The organism is Microbacterium sp. M4A5_1d (assembly GCF_053345465.1).
On sequence record NZ_JBKFAD010000001.1, the window covers coordinates 1,618,240 to 1,634,438 of the forward strand.

A 16,199-nucleotide genomic window follows, 5' to 3' on the forward strand; every position below is an offset into this window, starting at 1 on the left:
AGCGATGCGGTCGGAGAACCGCGGGAAGAGGCCCGGCCGCCGAGGATGGGGGGTGCTCGACGGCCGGGCGGTCTGGATCAGCGCGAGGCGACCTCGCGCGCGAACCGCTCGACCCACTGCGCGCGGTTCGGGACGACCTCGGCGGGGTCGAGCGTCGCGTAACCGACTGCGATCGGGTCGGTGGCGATGTCGCCGACCACTGCGGTGATCTCGGCGGGGATCGTCGCGTCGAGGGCGACGGGGAGGTCGCCGACGATCTCGGCCGACGCGGTCTGGGCCTCGACGGAGAGCAGGTAGTCGATGAACGCGTACGCACCCTCGAGGTTCTTCGCACCGCTGGGGATCATGGCCCGGTTGGTGGCCATGTAGCGGCCCTCGGCCGGAGCGGTCCACGCGACGGGCTCACCCGAGGCGACGAGCGTCGTGGCGAAGCCGCTGAGGGCATCGGCCGCGACGATCTCGCCCTGGGTGAGGAGGTTGGTGACCTCCGTCGACGACGAGTAGAACTGCAGGATGTTCGGCGCCCATCCGCCGATCGTCGTGTATGCGGTATCGATGTCGTACGGGCCGTCGCCGAAGGTCGAGGCGACGCCCGAGACGGCGAGCTGCCCGGCCGTCACGGCGATGTCGGGGAAGGCGAGACGGCCGCTGTAAGCGGAGTCGGCGTAGAGGGACCAGTCGGCGGCCTGCGCGGCATCCAGCTCGTCGGTGTTGTACAGCGTGCCGTTGAGCTGGTAGCTGTAGGCCGGGCCGTCGTAGCCCTCCTCGACGGCGAAGTCGGCGATCTTCGCGAGGTTGGGGACGTCGGACTCGTCGAAGTCCTGGAACAGGTCCTGCTCCTGGCCGGATGCCGCGAAGGTGTCGGAGATCAGCATGACGTCGATGCCGGCGTCGCCACCCGCGAGCTGCAGCTGCGACAGACGGTCGGCGTTCGAGCCGGTCTCGATCTCGACCGTGATGCCCGTCTTCTCGGTGAAGGGGTCGACGATCGCCTCCTGGAACTGCTCGACCCCGAACGGGAACGCGCTGACGACGATGGAGTCGCTCGAGCCACCGTCGCCGGAGTCTCCCGAGCCGCCGGAGCAGCCGGTGACGACAAGGGCCGTGGCGGCGACGGCGGCGGATGCCGCGAGGACGCGGCTGGTGCGGGTGCGGATCATGCGGGTTCCTCTCGGGGCTCTGCGGGCGGGCCGCAGGGGCGCGGGTGCTGGTGCTGGTGCGGGCTGGGCGGGACGGCGGATGCGTTCAGGCGGCGAGGCGGATGAGCCGGGCCGCGGGAGCGGTGACGGTGACCCGGTCGCCCGGGCGTGCAGCGACGGCCTCGTCGCGAACGTCGGCGATGAGACGCACGGCCGCGCCGGTGGCGTCCGCAGTCTCGACCGTCACGAGACGGTCGACCCCGCGGTAGGCGACGTCGAGCACGACTCCGTCGAGCGCGAGCCCGGTGCCGTCGGCGGGGAGTCCGAGAGCGAGATGCTCGGGGCGCACGGTCGTGAACGAACCGTCAGCGGCGGCGAGGAAGTTCTCGTAGCCGAGAAACTCCGCGACGAAACGATTGGCCGGATCGGTGAAGACCTCAGAGGGAGCACCCTCCTGCATGATGCGGCCGTCGCGCATGAGGACCATGCGGTCCGACATCTCGAGCGCCTCGTCCTGATCGTGCGTGACGAGCACGACGGTCAGGCCGGTCTCGGACTGGATGCGGCGGATCTCGGCGCGCATCTGCACGCGCAGGCGCGCGTCGAGGTTCGACAGCGGCTCGTCGAGCAGGAGCAGGGTCGGGCGGATGGCGATGGCGCGCGCGAGAGCCACGCGCTGCTGCTGCCCGCCCGAGAGCTTTTTGGGCCGGCTCGCCGCGAGGTGTCCGAGACCGACGAGATCGAGCGACTCCTCGACGCGGCGGCGGCGCTCCGCTGCCGGGACCTTGCGCAGCTTCAGGCCGTATCCGACGTTCTCGGCCACGCTCATGTGCGGGAACAGGGCGTACGACTGGAACACCATGCCGAGCCCGCGCCGCTCGGGCGGGGTGCGGGCGGCGTCCTCGCCCGCGATCATGATGCGGCCCGAGGTGGGCTGCGTGTAACCCGCGAGCATCCGCAGCGAGGTGGTCTTGCCGCATCCGCTCGGCCCGAGCAGCGTGGTGAGCTGCCCCGACGGGATGGCGAGGTCGATGTCGTCGACGGCGGTGAAGTCGCCGAAGCGCTGGGTCACCCCGACGAACTCTGCTGCGGTGGTCATCGGTTGATCCCTCCGAAGATGCGGGCGAAGCCGACCGTGCGCTCGGCGATGACGGCGATGACGACGGTGCCCGCGAGGATGATGGTGCTCGTGGCCGCGACCATCGGGTCGTAGCTCTGCTGGACGTAGTCGAGCATGGTGACGGGGAGCGTGCGGAAGTCACGGCTCTGCAGCAGCAGCGACAGCGGCACGTTGTTGAACGAGGTGACGAAGCTCAGCAGCCCGGCCGAGAAGATGCCGGGGCGCAGCAGGGGCAGCGTGACCGAGAAGAAGGCGCGGAGCGGCGAGGCGCCGAGGCCGCGCGCCGCCTCTTCGATGCCGGGATCGGCGAGTGCGAGCGACGCCCCGGTGACCCGCACCGCGTAGGGCAGCATCAGCACGGTGTGGCCGATGAGCAGCACCGGGAAGTTGTCGAGGCGCAGGCCGATCATCAGCTGCTGGTAGAGCGCGAGGCCGACGACGAGCTCGGGGACGATGAGCGGCGAGAGGAACAGCCCCTCGACGAGCCCCTTGCCGGGGAGCCGGCCGCGGTGGATCGCCAGCGTCACCGGAACCCCGATGAGCAGCGCGAGCACCGTCGCGATGAGGGCGAGCTGGAGGCTCGACAGCAGCGCGCTGATGAACGGGTCGTAGTTCAGCGCTGCCTCGAACCACTGCAGCGAGAAGCCCTCGGGCGGGAAGCGCAGGGTGCGTCCGCCCGTGAACGCCGTGGCGACCACGAAGAGGATCGGCACGATCATGATGATGTAGCCGGCGACGGCGAGGGATGCCGCGACGGGACGACTCGTCTTCACGCGGTGGCCCCCCGTCGTCCGACGACGGCGGACAGGCCCGACACGGCGAACACGAGGACCGTCATGATGATGGCCGTCGCACTGGCCGCCGCCCAGTCGATCGTCACGCTCGAGTACGAGTAGAGCTGCGTCGACAGCATCCGCTGGCTCGATCCGCCGAGCAGGTAGGGGGTCGTGTAGGCGGTGACGCTCCCCGCGAAGACGAGGGTCGACGCGACGACCATGCCCGGCGCCGAGAGCGGCACGACGATGCCCCAGAAGGTACGGGTGCGGCTCGCGCCGAGACCGCGCGCGGCGTCGTCCAGTCCGGGGTCGACCTGAGCGACGGCGGAGTAGCAGGAGATGATCGCGAGCGGCAGGAAGAGCTGCGTCAGACCCAGCACGATCGCGAGCTCGGTGTAGAGCAGCTGCGGCGCGCGGTCGACGAGTCCCAGCCCCGTGAGCAGCTGACCGATCGCGCCGTTCGACCCCAGCAGCACGAGCCAGCCGAAGGTGCGCACGACATTGCTCAGCAGCAGCGGGAAGATCGCGAGGGCGAGCAGCACACCCGACCAGCGCGAGCTCGAGCGGGCGAGCAGGTAGGCGATCGGGAACCCCAGCACGATGCAGATCACGGTGACGATGAGGCCCAGCCCGACCGTGCGCCCGATGATCGCGAGATCGAACGGGTCGGTCAGCATCCGGCCGAGGCGTTCGAGGATGTCGACCAGGCTGACACCGGGAGGGGCGAACAGCATCGCGATCGACGGGATGAGGAACCCCGCCAGCAGGAGCGCGAGCCCGGGAAGGGCCAGCAGTCCGGTGCGGCGTGAAACCACGAGCGAACTCCGTTCGTGCGAGGGGGTGCGGGTGCAACCGGTTGCGCAACCGGTTGCTCCTACCGTAGAGCCCACTCGGGGAGGCGCGCGACCATTCGTGTTAACACCGTGTAAAACCGGCGTTCATCGGCGGCGCAACCGGTTGCTCCCGCTCAGTAGGATGAGCGGACCGTCGCGCCATGCGGCGGCGGGACGAAGGGGGCGCGGTGACGACACTCGCCGATGTCGCCGCGCATGCGGGTGTGTCGAAGTCGACGGCATCCCGGGCGCTCAGCCGCCCCGACCTCGTCGCCCCCGAGACGGTCGCGCGCGTGCGCGCCGCGGCCGAGACGCTCGGCTTCATCCCGAACCGCGCCGCCAGCCACCTCGCTCGCGGGCGCAGCGGCATCGTCGCCCTCGTCGTGCCGACGCTCGACAACGCCTTCTTCACGCCGATCATCGCGGGGGCTCAGGAGCGCGCCCGCGAGTCCGACCTGCAGCTCACGGTCGCCGTGCACCGGCTCGACGACGTCGACGGGCTCGACGAGCTCGAGCGCCTCGCCCGGCAGGTCGACGGCTGCATTCTCGTCGCACCGCGTGGCCCCGACGACATCGTCCGTGCCGCCGGCGCCTTCGGGCCGACGGTCCTCGTCGACCGTGAGATCGACGGCATGACCTCGATCGTGGCCGACACCGCGAGCGCGTTCGCCGAGCTCGCGACGCGCCTGGCCGACGCGGGCCACCGCGGAATCGTGTACCTCGGAGGTCCGGAGGGATCATGGCAGGACCGGCAGCGCTCGGCCGCGATCGAGGCCGCCGTCGGCGAGCGCGTCGAGCTGACCGCGCTCGGTCCCTTTCCGGCGACGTTCGCGGCGGGTGTCGCGACCGCCGACGCGGTCATCGACTCGGGCGCGACGGCGGCTGTGCCTTACGCGACATCCATCGGGCTCGGTCTCGTCTTCGCCCTCCGCGCTCGCGGCGTCGCCTCGCCCGGAGAGATCGTCGTCAGTGCGGAACGCCTGGTGGCCGAGGCGATCGGAGCCGACGACGTGCCCGCGATCGACGTCGACGGTGACGAGCTGGGCCGCGAAGCGATGGCCGCGCTCCTCCCGATGCTCGTCGCCCCTGGGTCCGGCCCGACCCGCCGTCGCCTCGATGTGCCGGTGCACTGGCCCGCGGCTCGACCCGCCGAGACCGCACTCTCCCCGCGATAACGCACCATCCGCGGTGCGCTCTCGCGGCGACGGTGCGTTCTCGGCGCCGGCGCGGCACCGGCGCGCGCGGCGCGGCGCGCGTCAGCGGGCGAAGCGGTCGGTCGCGGCGACGAGGGCGGCGGCGATGCCGGGCTCACCGGCCGAGTGGCCGGCGTCGTCGACCATGACGAACTCGGCCTCGGGCCAGGCCCGGTGCAGGTCCCATGCGGTCATCGGGGGCGTGCACGCGTCGTAGCGGCCCTGCACGATGACACCCGGGATGCCGCGGAGGCGGCCCGACGCGGCATCCTCGATCAGCTGCCCTTCACGCAGCCATCCGCCGTTGAGGAAATAGTGGTTCTCGATCCGCGCGAACGCGGTCGCCGACTCCGCCTTCGTCATCCCGGCCACCAGCTCCGGGTCGGGACGCAGGGTCACGGTCGAGGCCTCCCAGCGCGTCCAGGCCTGGGCGGCGGGAACGTGCACCGCCGGATCGGGGTCGGTCAGCAGCCGGTGGTACGCCTCGATCAGTCGGCTCCGCTCGATGACCGGAACCGGGGCGAGGTAGTCCTCCCACAGGTCGGGGAACAGCGCTGCCGCCCCGCCCTCGTAGAACCACTCGAGCTCATGGCGCCGCAGCGTGAAGATCCCGCGCAGCACCAGCTCCGAGACGACATCCGGGTGCGACTGCGCGTAGGCGAGTGCGAGCGTCGAGCCCCACGAGCCGCCGAACACCTGCCACCGGTCGATGCCGAGGTTGCGACGCAGCAGTTCGATGTCGGCGACGAGGTGCCACGTGGTGTTGTAGCGGAGGTCGGCGGCCGGATCGCTCGCGTGCGGCGTCGACTTCCCGCAGCCGCGCTGGTCGAACAGGATGATCCGGTAGACCTCGGGGTCGAAGAAGCGGCGGTGCCAGGGCGAGGTTCCGCCGCCGGGGCCGCCGTGCAGGAACACGACCGGCTTGCCCTCGGGATTGCCCGACTGCTCCCAATAGACGCGCTGGCCGTCGCCGGCGAGCAGGAAGCCCGTCTCGTAGGGCTCGATCTCGGGATACAGGATGCCGGCCAGGGCGGCCGACACGCTCACCGTGCGGCTCCGCGGTCGCGTTCGTTCATGCGCTTTACCGTACCTGCGGCGCGTCGCCCACCGCGTCGCCGCACGGAGACGAGCCGGGATGCGCCGCCTCGGGTCCTCCGTCCGAGACGCCGCTCGCGTCGACCAGCTCGCGGGGATCGCGGATCGACCGCAGCGGCGACAGCACGACCCAGACGACCGTCAGCATGACGCCCGCACCCGCGATGGCCATCCCGGCCCGGGTGCCCACCAGCTCACCGAGCCCGCCGCCGATCGCCGCGCCGATCGCGACCACCCCGTACGAGACCCAGCGCATCGTCGCGTTCACGCGCCCGAGGACCTCGTCCGGCGTCCGCAGCTGACGCAACGTCACGGCGACGACACTCGACAGCGACGTGCCGGCTCCGTTCAGCGCGAACGCCGCGGCCAGCACCGCCACCAGCACCGTGGGCGACCAGGATGCGGGCACGAGCGGCAGCATCGACAGCGCGATGCTCTCCGCGACTGCGCATGCGATCAAGACCGACCCCGCCCCGAAGCGGCGCACCGCTGCCGGGGCACTCGCCGCGGCCGCCACGGCACCGACGGCACCGAGCCCGAAGATCAACCCGAGCTGCCCCGCATCCAGCCCGAGCTCGCGGACGGCGTGCACCGTGAACAGCACCGTGATCGCCTGGGCGAACAGGTTGTAGATGGCGGCGAATCCGACGAGGGCGATCAGGAAGCGATCTCGCCGCACGAAACGCAAGCCCTCGCGCAACTCCGACAGCGCACCGTGGCCGCTGGGGACGGGGCGGTGTTCCCGGGTGGAGATGCTCGTCAGGGCGAGTGCCGAGACGAGGTACGTGGCCGCGGGAGCGATGAGGGCCCAGGCGGCGGTCAGCGTCTGGACGAGCAGCCCCGCCATCCCGGGGCCGCCGATCTGAGCTACGGCGGCCGTCGCCTGCAGGCGACCGTTCGCGCGCTCGAGGTGAGACCGGCCCGCGACGGTGGGCAGATAGGACTGGTAGCTCACGTCGAACGCCACGGTGAAGGCGCCCAAGAGCAGGACAAGCCCGACGAGAGCGGGCAACGTCAGCACCCCGGCGACGGCGAGGCCGACGATCACGACCGTCAGGAAAGCTCGGGCGAGGTCCGCGACGATCAGGATGCGGCGGCGACGGGACCGATCGACGAGCACGCCGAGCGGCAGCGCGAGGAGCAGGAACGGCATCCATTTCGCCGCGCCCAGCAGCCCCACCTCGCCGGCGCTCGCCCCGAGCACCACGACGGCGAGCAGCGGGAGAGCGAGGTCGCCGACCTGCGCTCCGACAGAGGAGGCCCCCTGCGCGACCCAGAGACGGCGGAAGTCCGCGCCGAGACCGTCCGCGGAGTGTCTAATGGGTGCTCTGGCTTTCATGCGTTACACACTCTCAGCCCTGAACTAATGGCACAAGCTGACGACGAGCGTTAGCATTCATTCGTGGCGCAGTCCGACGCAGCGGCGTTCCCCCGGGTCGCGGGGCACCCCGCTCTCGATCTGGTCGACACGGTGCACTGGCGGCTCGACCCGCAACGCGCGATCGACACCCTCCGCGACTTCGACGACGTCGTGTCGTGGTGCCACCAGATGGATGTCGGCGCCGCGACGGGCGCCGCGAGAAGCGCACTGCCCCGGGCCGAATCGGACGTGGCGGCCCGGGAGCACCGCGCGGTCGTCGCGCTTCGCGAGGCGGTCTACGAAGCGGTGTTCCAGCATTCCTCGGCAGCCGCCGATCTCATCGCCCGCGAGCACGTCGACGCCCTCGCCCGCTCGTCGCTGAGCTTCGACGAGCCCGCCTCGGCGTGGGTGTGGGTGCCGCCCGCTGATCTCTCCGGACCGCGCGCGGCGGTGGCCATGAGCGCCCACGACCTGCTGACATCCGATCTCACCACCGCACGGCAGTGCGCCGACGACGCCTGCGGGTGGGTCTACCTCGACCGCTCGCCTCGACGCAATCGGATCTGGTGCACCGCCGCCGGGTGCGGCAACCGCAACCGTGTGGCCCGGCACCAGGCGAAGCAGAAGGGCTGACCGCGAGGTCGATTCTCCGGTCCGGCACCCCGTGCGGCCGCGGCGGCAGGAATAGGCTCGGCACATGGACGCCACCACCGTCACCGTCACCGGCGCGGCCGGTCAGATCGGCTACGCCCTGCTGTTCCGCATCGCCTCCGGCGAGATGCTCGGCCCCGACCGGCCGGTGAACCTCCGCCTGCTCGAGATCCCCGACGGGGTCCGAGCCGCGGAGGGAACGGCGCTCGAGCTGCAGGACTGCGCGTTCCCGCTGCTGCGCTCGGTCGAGGTCACGGATGACGCGCGCACGGGGTTCGCGGGTGCCAACATCGCGATGCTCGTGGGTGCCCGGCCCCGATCGGCCGGCATGGAGCGCGGCGACCTGCTCGCCGCCAACGCGGGCATCTTCGGCCCGCAGGGCGCGGCCATCGCGGCATCCGCGGCATCCGACGTCCGCGTGCTGGTCGTGGGCAATCCCGCCAACACGAACGCGCTGATCGCGGCGTCGGCGGCCGAAGGCGTGCCGCCCGAGCGCTTCAGCGCCATGACCCGCCTCGATCACGAGCGCGCCGTCGCTCAGCTCGCCGCGCGGCTCGAGGTGCCCGTCAACGACATCGAGGGCGTGGTGATCTGGGGCAACCACTCCGCGACGCAGTTCCCCGACATCGCCTCCGCGACCGTCGCCGGGCGCCCCGTGGCCGACGCCCTCGCCGACCGGCTGGGCGGAACGGATGCCGCACGGGCCTGGCTCGACGACGAGTTCGTGCCTCGCGTCGCGAAGCGCGGCGCCGAGATCATCGCGGTGCGCGGGGCGTCATCTGCCGCATCGGCCGCCAACGCGGCACTGCGGCACGTGCGCGACGACGTGCTCGGCACCCGCGGCCGGCGCACCTCGGCCGCCGTCGTCTCGCGCGGCGAGTACGGCGTGCCCGAGGGTCTGGTGTGCTCCTTCCCCGTCACGAGCGACGGCTCGGGTTATCGCGTCGTAACCGGGCTCGAACTCGACGAACGCGGCCGAACCCGGCTCGACGCATCGGTCGCCGAGCTCATCGACGAGCGCGACGCCGTCCGGGCCCTCGGCATCCTCTGACAGGCACCCGGACGCGTGGAACTGCTGCCCGGACTCATCCTCGGTGTCGTCGCGATCACCGTCTCGACCTCGCTGTCGAAACGTCTCGGTGTCGCGGGGCCGCTGATCCTCGTCGCGGTCGGACTGGCCGCGTCGTGGCTGCCGATCCTCGACGACTTCGAGGTCGACCCCGAGCTGATCCTCGTCGGCGTGCTGCCTCCCCTGCTCTATGCGGCGGCAGTGCGTCTGCCCGCGGTCGAGTTCCGGCGCGATCTGCCGTCGATCTCGGGGCTCGCCGTCGCGCTCGTCGTCATCAGCGCGCTCGCGATCGGCGGCTTCCTCACCCTCGTTCTGCCCCAGCTCGGGTTTCCGCTGGCGGTGGCGCTCGGGGCGGTGCTGAGCCCGAGCGACGCCGTCGCGACCTCGATCGTCAAGCGGCTCGGCATATCCCCGCGGGTCGTGACGATCCTCGAGGGTGAGAGCCTCATCAACGACGCCACCGCCCTCGTTCTGCTGCGCAGCGCGATCGCGGCGGTCGCCGGCGGGTTCGCATTCGCCGACACGGTCGGAACCTTCGTCTGGGGAATCGTCGCCGCCGTGATCGTGGGGGTCGTCGTCGGCGGACTGAACCTGCGCGTCCGGGCGCGCATGAACACGGTCGCCGCCACCGCCCTCGGATTCATCGTCCCGTTCGTGGCGTACCTGCCGACCGAGCACCTCGGCGGCTCTGGGCTCGTCGCCGCCGTCGCGGCGGGCATCACCACGGGTCAAGGTGCCGCACGACGCTTCACCGCCGAGCAGCGAGTCTCCGACGAGATCAACTGGCGCACGGTCGAGCTCGTGCTCGAGGGCGGGGTTTTCCTCGTGATGGGGCTGGAGCTGCGCGGCATCCTCGACGACAACTTCCGGCAGCAGAGCGGTCCCGGAAAGGCGATCCTGCTCGCCCTCGGCTCGCTCGCGATCCTGCTCGCCATCCGCGCCGTCTACGTCGCGGGGCTCATCTTCTTCCAGGGGCGTCGTGCACGCCTGCGCCAGCGCAACCGCCTCGAGCAGATCTCGGAGCGCCTCGACAGCCTGCCGCCTGATTTCGCCGGGCGCGGCCGCAATCCCGGGGCCACGCGCCGGCGTCTGGAGAGCATGCGCACCCGGGTGACCCGGGCGTTCCACGACCTCGACTACTACGAGGCGTCGCCGCTGGGCTGGAAGCACGGCACGATCATCGTGTGGGCCGGGATGCGCGGGGTCGTCACCCTCGCCGCGGCGCAGACCCTTCCCCGTGAGACCCCGGAGCGCGAGCTCCTCATCCTCACCGCGTTCCTGGTCGCCGTCATCAGCTTGCTCCTTCAGGGCCTCACGCTGCCGGCTCTGGTGCGGGCGCTTCGTATCCCGAGCAGCACCGCCGACAGCTCGCTGCTGCGCGAGGAGGGGGAAGCGCTCGACGCCGAGCTGCGCACCGCGGCGATCGACCGGCTGGCCGACCCGACACTCGCCGTCGAAGAAGGCGGCAAGTGGGACGCCCGGACGCTGACGATCGCGCGCCGCCGGCTGGAGCACGCGGCAGACGAGGACGCCGGCGCCCTCGCCCGCGAGCTGCAGCTGCTGCTCATCGGTGCGATGCGCGCGCGACTGCTCGAGCTGTCGAGCGAGGGCGCGTTCTCGTCCGAGGTGCTGCGCGAGTCGCAACGCCGGCTCGACTCGCAGCAGGTGAGCCTCGAGATGCGCCAGAACGACCTCTGACGCGAACTCGTGGTGAAAACCGTTCTCGCGTCGGCGACAATGAGAGGGTGAGCACCCCGACCGACGACGACCGGACCACGCGCCCGGCGGCGGACTACGCCGAGACGCGTACGATCGCGCTGCCCGACTCCCCCGTCGACGAGCTGCCCGACAGCTTCGCGGCCCTGCAGCCGAGCCCGGAGTGGTGGGCAGCCCGCCCTGCCGGCGCTCGCCTCGTCGGTCTCGTCGTCTCGCGCGACGACATGCCGAGCATCGTGGCGCAGCGCGACGCGCTGGCTCAGTTCGGAGTTCCGATCGAGGGCTTCCGTCATCCCGCGCCCGAGACCGGGGAGAGCTGGCAGGAGCGCCTGTCACGACTGTTCGGCCATCTGACGGCGGGCGATGTCGTCGTGGTCTCGGACGTGCACGCGCTCGGCCGCGACGCCGACGAGGAGACCCGGACGATCGCCGAGCTGCGCCGTCGGTCCGTGATCGTGAAGGTGCTCGGCTCGCGCCAGGCCTGAGGCCGGTCAGGCAGTCAGCGACGCCGTCGACTCGCCCGCCACGAGGTCGCCGGCGATCCGGTGCAGGCCCGGCTCGTACGGCTGTCCGTCGATGACGTCGGCCAGGTGAGCGGCCGCCCGGGCGCCCAGGTCGGCGAGGCGGAAGTCGATCGTGGTCAGGCTCTCATCGTCCTGGCCCGTGAGGCCCGAGATGTTGTCCATCCCGGTGATGGCGACATCCTCCGGCACGCGGACACCGGCCTCGGCGAGCGCAGCGATCACCGCGCGGGCGATCGTGTCGTTGCCGCAGCAGACGGCGTCGAACCTCTCGCCCGACGCGATCAGCCGCTCGGCGGCCTCGCGACCCCAGCCCCGTGACCAATCGCCGCGCAGCACGAGCTCCGGCGCGAGGTCGGCGCCGGCGGCCGCGAGGGCCGCGGCGAGGCCGTCCGCGCGCTCGCGCGCCGAGTGGTCGTCGGCAGAGGCCGTGATGTGCGCTATGCGCCGACGACCGGAGGCGATGAGATGCTCGCCGGCGCGCTTCCCGGCGGCGTAGCCGTCGTGGACGAACGATGCGTCGGCGGCGTCGTCGGAGATGCCGTAGACGTAGACCACCGGCGCGGGGAACCCCGCGGTGACGGAGCGGATCTCCGACCCGGAGCCGTCGCCGACGACGAGCAGCCCGTCGATGCTGCGGGCACGGAGCTTGCGGACCGTGGCCGCCAGCACCGTGCGGTCGAGGTGCGAGTCGGTCACGAGGACCGACAGGTCACGCGTGCCGAGGGTCGTCGTGGCACCGGTGAGAACGGGCATCGTGAAGGCGCCCGGGGCGTTCATGGTGAGCACGCCCACGGTGGCGCTGCGCCCCTGGACGAGGAACTGGCCCAGCGCGTTGGGCTGGAAGTCGAGCCGCTCGGCAGCCTCGAAGATGCGCTCGCGCGTGGCATCCGACGCCTTGCCCTGTCCGCGCAGCACCTTCGACACGGTCGACACCGAGACGCCGGCGACAGCCGCAACGTCACGGAGGGAAATCGCTTTTCTCGCCATCTCGCTTCAAGTCTATGACGTCGCCCCCGGCGCCACATCGCCCGATCGGTCGACACGTAGCGAGACGACGGATTCCCGGCTCTCCCCGGGCTCGAGCTTCAGCGAGCCGAGCGCGTCGAGAGGTGTGCCGTACGGGTCGGCGGCCGGCTCGAGCCCGACGGCATCCATCGCACCCCACCACGGGAAGCCGGTGCTCCCCCGCTGTTCCTGCCACACGTAGAGTCGCGGCATCAGGCCCGCGTCCCAGGTCAGCGCGACCTCGACCCCGGCCTCGGGCGCGGTGATCGTCACGTCGCCCGCGGGCGCGGCGAGGTCGGTGAAGGATGCCGCGGGTGCCGGGTCGAGCGGCACGACGCGGTCGCCCGTGCGCACGGTAGAGGCCGGACCGAACAGTTCGCCGGCGAACGCCGGGTGCTCGGCCCATCCGTAGCTCACCGGCTCACTGCCCACGTTCCGTACCGCGGTCTCGATCACGAGCATGTTCGCGCGCACCGACATCCACCGGTCGATCGCGAGCGGGACGGTGCGAAGGACGACCGACGCGCGGCAGGCGTTGCGGCTGCCGGTCAGGCGCCACGTGCGCCAGGCCGCTTCGCCGTGAAACGGCTGGGGCGGAGACGCCGTTGCCGGGCTGTCGCCCGCCCGCGGCAGCAGCAGATGCCACCCGCCACGGTAGGCGCGATGCCACTGCGCGCTCGAGTCGGCCATGACGAAGGCGTCGACGGGGTCGTCGGCCCACGGCGTCGACGCGAGCAGCTCACGCTCGGTGGGCAGGTGGCGCAGCGACGAGATGCGAGCCCCGTCTGCCTCGACGACCGCGACGAGGTCGTCCGACCCGATCCGGAACCGGGTCACGACGTCCGTCGGAGCGACCCGACGAGCCTGCGCACGCGGTCGACGGGCTCGCGGAAGAGACCGCCGCCGATCCCGACGGCGATCGCGCCCGCGGCGATCCAGTCGGCGGCGTCGTCGACGCCGATGCCGCCGGTCGGCATGATCGCGACGTCGGGCAGCACGTCTCGAACCGCGCGCAGGTGCCCGAGACCGCCGCTCGCGGCGGGGAAGAGCTTCGCCATGCCGCTCGTTGCGGCAGCGGCGCGGAGCTCCGTCGGGGTAAATCCGCCCGCGATGAATGCTGCTTCTCCGGCCGCCGCGCGTACGGCATCCTCGACGATCGTCGGCGACACCAGGAAGCGTGCCCCGGCATCCCGCGCCGCCTCAGCCTGGGCCACCGTCGTGACGGTTCCCGCACCCAGCAGGATGCGATCGAATGCGGTGTCACCGGCGATCTCCGCCAGCACGCGCTCCCACCCCGGGGTGGTCGTCGTGATCTCGAGCACCGGCAGCTCGGCGTCGACGGCGAAGTCGATCTGCCGACGCAGTTCCGCCTCCGACGGCGCCCGCAGCACGGCGACGACGGCGGCGGCGCGGAGCGCGGCGCGCACGTCCGCGGTCATCGTCCCACCTCCGCGAGCTCGCGCCGGGCCGCTTCGAAGGCGTCGAGCTCGGCACGCCGCGGAAAGCCGTCGTGATCGCCGGGATCGGCCACGACCCGGGCCGCGCACCACGCGGCGATGGGCAACGCGACATCGACGGTGTCGCCGCGCAGCGTGCACGAGATCCACGCGGCGGCGAACGCGTCGCCTGCGCCGACGGGGTGCGTCGGCTCGGCGACGACGGAGGCCGGGGTGAAACGCCGACCGTCGGCGTCTCCGGCCAGCGCGCCGCGACCGCCGAGCTTGACCACGACGACGCGGGGGCCCCGGCGGGCGAGATCGTCGACGGCGGCTTCCGTCGAGGTGGTGCCGGTGAGGATGCGTGCCTCGTCCTCGTTGCAGAAGAACGTGTCGACGACGTCGATCCAGTCGTCGACGACCGCTCGGAGCTCGTCCTCCGACATCAGCTGGGGCCGGTGGTTGGCATCGAGCGAGATGGGGATGCCGCGCATCGACGCCTCGTGCAGGACGTTCTCGAACAGCCCCTTCGGGCCAGCGCCGAGGGCCGGCGTGATGCACGTCGCGTGCAGCCAGTCGGCTCCGTCGAGCGCCGCTGCCGGAAGATCATCCGAGCGCAGCCGGCTCGCGGCGCTCGTGGCGCGGTAGTGCTCGGAGCGGATGTCGCCGTCGTCGAGGCGATGCTTGACGATCAGCCCTGTCTGCTCCCCCGGCGCCGCCACGACGAGATGATCGTCGATGCCCTCGACCCGGAGTGTCTCGCGCACGAGCCCGGCAAAAGCGTCGTCGCCGAGCCGCGAGGCCCACGCGACGTCGTGCCCGAGCCGCGCGAGCCCGACCGCGGTGTTCAGCTCGGCACCCGCGACCGTCGCCCGGGTCAGAGTTCCCGTCTCGTCGACGGTCGCGGTGGCGAGCGCCTCGCCGAACGTCACGATCCGGGCGCTCATCGTTCGCCGCCGCTGCGAGCGGGGCGCAGCACGAACAGCGCGTCGCCGGTGAACTCGGGCTGCTCGAGCCGGATGCCGCCGTCCACCGCGGTCCATCGCGCGGCATCGGGTCGCCGTGCCGCCAGGTCGTGGACGGTGACCTCCAGGCCGGCAGCCTCGACGTCGCCGAGAACGAGGGTGAGCGCGAAGGGGGTGGGCGCGTAAACGGCGATCGTGCCGTCGGGAGCGCGCCCGGTGACGGCCCCGGAGGGCTCGGCGACGAGCAGATCGGGAGCCGCATCGAGTCCCCACAGCCGTTCCGCGTCGACGACCCGGCGGAGGTACGCGACATCGTCGGCGCCGGGGAACGCCGCGGCGACCGAGAAGGGGAAGGGCGCCCCGTGCACGTCTTCGGCTGAGAATCCCTCGCCGCGACGATGCCACGACCAGACGCCGTGCGCGCCGTACCCCAGGCCTGCGGCAGCGCCCGAGACGACGCCGGTCCAGCTGGCGCGACGGACGTCGGCGGCCGAGTGCCGCGCGGCGCCGCGGAAACGCCCGAGTCCCTCGTAGCAGGGCTCGAGGTTGATGATCGGTCGAGCGACATCGAGCGCGCGGTAGTCGTGGGTCAGGTCGGCAGGCAGCGTGTCCCAGGCCTCGTTGTGTCCCGACTGCAGCGCATGGAAGTCGACGAGTTCGCTGTCGGCCAGCGGCTGCGGCATCCTCGCGGTCGGAGTGTCGTGCCACGTGACCAGCTGGCCGGGTGCGACCTCGCGCAGCAGCGCCGCCACCGAGCTGTACCGCTCGAGTGCGACGTCGTCGTCGAGGTCGTCGTCGCCCGACACGATCCAGATCGGATCGAAGCGGCGGAACCTCGCGACTGTTTCGCGCACGTAGGTCTCGGTCTGGTCCGCGCTGAGCACGTGCTCGGGCGTGAGGCGGGAGCCCCACGTACCCGGGACGAAGTTGTTCCACAGGAGCACGAGCATCGGCGTGAAGCCGCGCTCGCGAGCCTGCTCGAGCAGCCGCTCGGCCTCGGTCCAGTAGTCCGGATCACCGGCGCCGAAATCGACGGCACCGTCGCGCAGCGCGTACGGCGACCGGGTGCCCGTCGATCGGTCGTGCTCGATGGGCAGGACGCTGATCAGCAGGGCGTTGAAGCCCTGACGCCGGCGGAGTTCGAGATGGTCGAGCCATTCGTTCTCGGTGGGCCCGCCGAAGGCCGCCCAGACGGTGTCGGCCAGGAGGAACGTCGGTTCGCCGCCGTGCAGCAGCCAGCGCCCCGAGGGCGCGATCGACCAGGTGGTCATGGATCTCTTTCGGGTTCGGGTTCGGGTTCGGAGGTTCGAGAAGCGG

At 71.8% G+C, this 16,199-nt stretch carries 16 protein-coding genes; 5 read left to right on the forward strand and 11 right to left on the reverse strand.

Annotated elements, in window-relative coordinates; genetic code table 11:
* Positions 1-77: 77 nt before the first annotated feature.
* The 4 genes from ACLBWJ_RS07785 to ACLBWJ_RS07800 form a co-directional block, all read right to left on the reverse strand.
* Complete coding sequence (locus tag ACLBWJ_RS07785; protein WP_447660037.1) at positions 78-1,160, reverse strand: extracellular solute-binding protein; 1,083 nt, start codon at positions 1,158-1,160, stop codon at positions 78-80.
* A gap of 85 nt (positions 1,161-1,245) precedes the next feature.
* The gene (locus ACLBWJ_RS07790; RefSeq protein ID WP_447660039.1) at positions 1,246-2,238 is read right to left on the reverse strand and encodes an ABC transporter ATP-binding protein; all 993 of its coding nucleotides are present in this window, start codon (positions 2,236-2,238) and stop codon (positions 1,246-1,248) included.
* Complete coding sequence (locus tag ACLBWJ_RS07795; protein WP_023952964.1) at positions 2,235-3,032, reverse strand: ABC transporter permease; 798 nt, start codon at positions 3,030-3,032, stop codon at positions 2,235-2,237. Before ACLBWJ_RS07795 ends, ACLBWJ_RS07790 begins: the two co-directional genes overlap by 4 nt.
* Entirely contained in the window at positions 3,029-3,850 is an 822-nt protein-coding gene (locus tag ACLBWJ_RS07800; protein ID WP_274178182.1) for an ABC transporter permease, read from the reverse strand. The genes ACLBWJ_RS07795 and ACLBWJ_RS07800 overlap by 4 nt, the downstream gene beginning before the upstream one ends.
* A 206-nt stretch (positions 3,851-4,056) precedes the next feature.
* On the opposite strand from ACLBWJ_RS07800, the gene ACLBWJ_RS07805 reads away from it, so the two are divergent.
* Positions 4,057-5,043 (forward strand): LacI family DNA-binding transcriptional regulator, encoded by a 987-nt coding sequence (locus tag ACLBWJ_RS07805; protein ID WP_447660041.1) that lies wholly within the window; start codon positions 4,057-4,059, stop codon positions 5,041-5,043.
* An 81-nt stretch (positions 5,044-5,124) separates the two neighbouring features.
* Here ACLBWJ_RS07805 and pip read toward each other — a convergent pair whose 3' ends face one another.
* Positions 5,125-6,102: a prolyl aminopeptidase gene (gene pip, locus ACLBWJ_RS07810; protein WP_447660091.1), complete on the reverse strand. Its 978-nt coding sequence runs from the start codon at positions 6,100-6,102 to the stop codon at positions 5,125-5,127.
* A gap of 40 nt (positions 6,103-6,142) precedes the next feature.
* Positions 6,143-7,495 (reverse strand): MFS transporter, encoded by a 1,353-nt coding sequence (locus tag ACLBWJ_RS07815; RefSeq protein WP_447660042.1) that lies wholly within the window; start codon positions 7,493-7,495, stop codon positions 6,143-6,145.
* A 63-nt stretch (positions 7,496-7,558) separates the two neighbouring features.
* On the opposite strand from ACLBWJ_RS07815, the gene ACLBWJ_RS07820 reads away from it, so the two are divergent.
* From ACLBWJ_RS07820 to ACLBWJ_RS07835, 4 genes are all read left to right on the forward strand, one after another.
* A complete protein-coding gene (locus ACLBWJ_RS07820) occupies positions 7,559-8,149 on the forward strand; it encodes a CGNR zinc finger domain-containing protein (RefSeq protein WP_282501901.1) in 591 nt (196 codons plus the stop codon).
* Between the two features lie 64 nt (positions 8,150-8,213).
* Positions 8,214-9,218: a malate dehydrogenase gene (locus ACLBWJ_RS07825; RefSeq protein ID WP_447660043.1), complete on the forward strand. Its 1,005-nt coding sequence runs from the start codon at positions 8,214-8,216 to the stop codon at positions 9,216-9,218.
* Positions 9,219-9,233: 15 nt separating this feature from the next.
* A complete protein-coding gene (locus tag ACLBWJ_RS07830; RefSeq protein WP_447660044.1) occupies positions 9,234-10,934 on the forward strand; it encodes a cation:proton antiporter in 1,701 nt (566 codons plus the stop codon).
* Positions 10,935-10,981: 47 nt separating this feature from the next.
* Complete coding sequence (locus tag ACLBWJ_RS07835) at positions 10,982-11,437, forward strand: recombinase family protein (protein WP_023952973.1); 456 nt, start codon at positions 10,982-10,984, stop codon at positions 11,435-11,437.
* A gap of 6 nt (positions 11,438-11,443) precedes the next feature.
* Here the strand turns inward: ACLBWJ_RS07835 and ACLBWJ_RS07840 are convergent, their stop codons facing one another.
* From ACLBWJ_RS07840 to ACLBWJ_RS07860, 5 genes are read right to left on the reverse strand one after another with little or no spacing between them, the layout of a single operon-like run.
* The gene (locus tag ACLBWJ_RS07840; RefSeq protein WP_112615933.1) at positions 11,444-12,463 is read right to left on the reverse strand and encodes a LacI family DNA-binding transcriptional regulator; all 1,020 of its coding nucleotides are present in this window, start codon (positions 12,461-12,463) and stop codon (positions 11,444-11,446) included.
* Positions 12,464-12,475: 12 nt separating this feature from the next.
* Positions 12,476-13,318 (reverse strand): hypothetical protein, encoded by an 843-nt coding sequence (locus ACLBWJ_RS07845; protein WP_274178176.1) that lies wholly within the window; start codon positions 13,316-13,318, stop codon positions 12,476-12,478.
* Entirely contained in the window at positions 13,315-13,920 is a 606-nt protein-coding gene (locus ACLBWJ_RS07850; protein WP_323987066.1) for a bifunctional 4-hydroxy-2-oxoglutarate aldolase/2-dehydro-3-deoxy-phosphogluconate aldolase, read from the reverse strand. The genes ACLBWJ_RS07845 and ACLBWJ_RS07850 overlap by 4 nt, the downstream gene beginning before the upstream one ends.
* Entirely contained in the window at positions 13,917-14,864 is a 948-nt protein-coding gene (locus ACLBWJ_RS07855; protein ID WP_274178174.1) for a sugar kinase, read from the reverse strand. Before ACLBWJ_RS07855 ends, ACLBWJ_RS07850 begins: the two co-directional genes overlap by 4 nt.
* Positions 14,861-16,153, reverse strand: coding sequence for an apiosidase-like domain-containing protein (locus ACLBWJ_RS07860; protein ID WP_274178173.1), 1,293 nt, complete (start codon positions 16,151-16,153; stop codon positions 14,861-14,863). Before ACLBWJ_RS07860 ends, ACLBWJ_RS07855 begins: the two co-directional genes overlap by 4 nt.
* Positions 16,154-16,199 lie beyond the last annotated feature (46 nt).

Coding starts and splice junctions, on each gene's coding strand:
- ACLBWJ_RS07785 (WP_447660037.1), bottom strand. CDS start 1,160: ATGATCCGCACCCGCACCAGCCGCGTCCTCGCGGCATCCGCCGCCGTC.
- ACLBWJ_RS07790 (WP_447660039.1), bottom strand. CDS start 2,238: ATGACCACCGCAGCAGAGTTCGTCGGGGTGACCCAGCGCTTCGGCGAC.
- ACLBWJ_RS07815 (WP_447660042.1), bottom strand. CDS start 7,495: ATGAAAGCCAGAGCACCCATTAGACACTCCGCGGACGGTCTCGGCGCG.
- ACLBWJ_RS07825 (WP_447660043.1), top strand. CDS start 8,214: ATGGACGCCACCACCGTCACCGTCACCGGCGCGGCCGGTCAGATCGGC.
- ACLBWJ_RS07840 (WP_112615933.1), bottom strand. CDS start 12,463: ATGGCGAGAAAAGCGATTTCCCTCCGTGACGTTGCGGCTGTCGCCGGC.
- ACLBWJ_RS07850 (WP_323987066.1), bottom strand. CDS start 13,920: ATGACCGCGGACGTGCGCGCCGCGCTCCGCGCCGCCGCCGTCGTCGCC.
- ACLBWJ_RS07855 (WP_274178174.1), bottom strand. CDS start 14,864: ATGAGCGCCCGGATCGTGACGTTCGGCGAGGCGCTCGCCACCGCGACC.
- ACLBWJ_RS07860 (WP_274178173.1), bottom strand. CDS start 16,153: ATGACCACCTGGTCGATCGCGCCCTCGGGGCGCTGGCTGCTGCACGGC.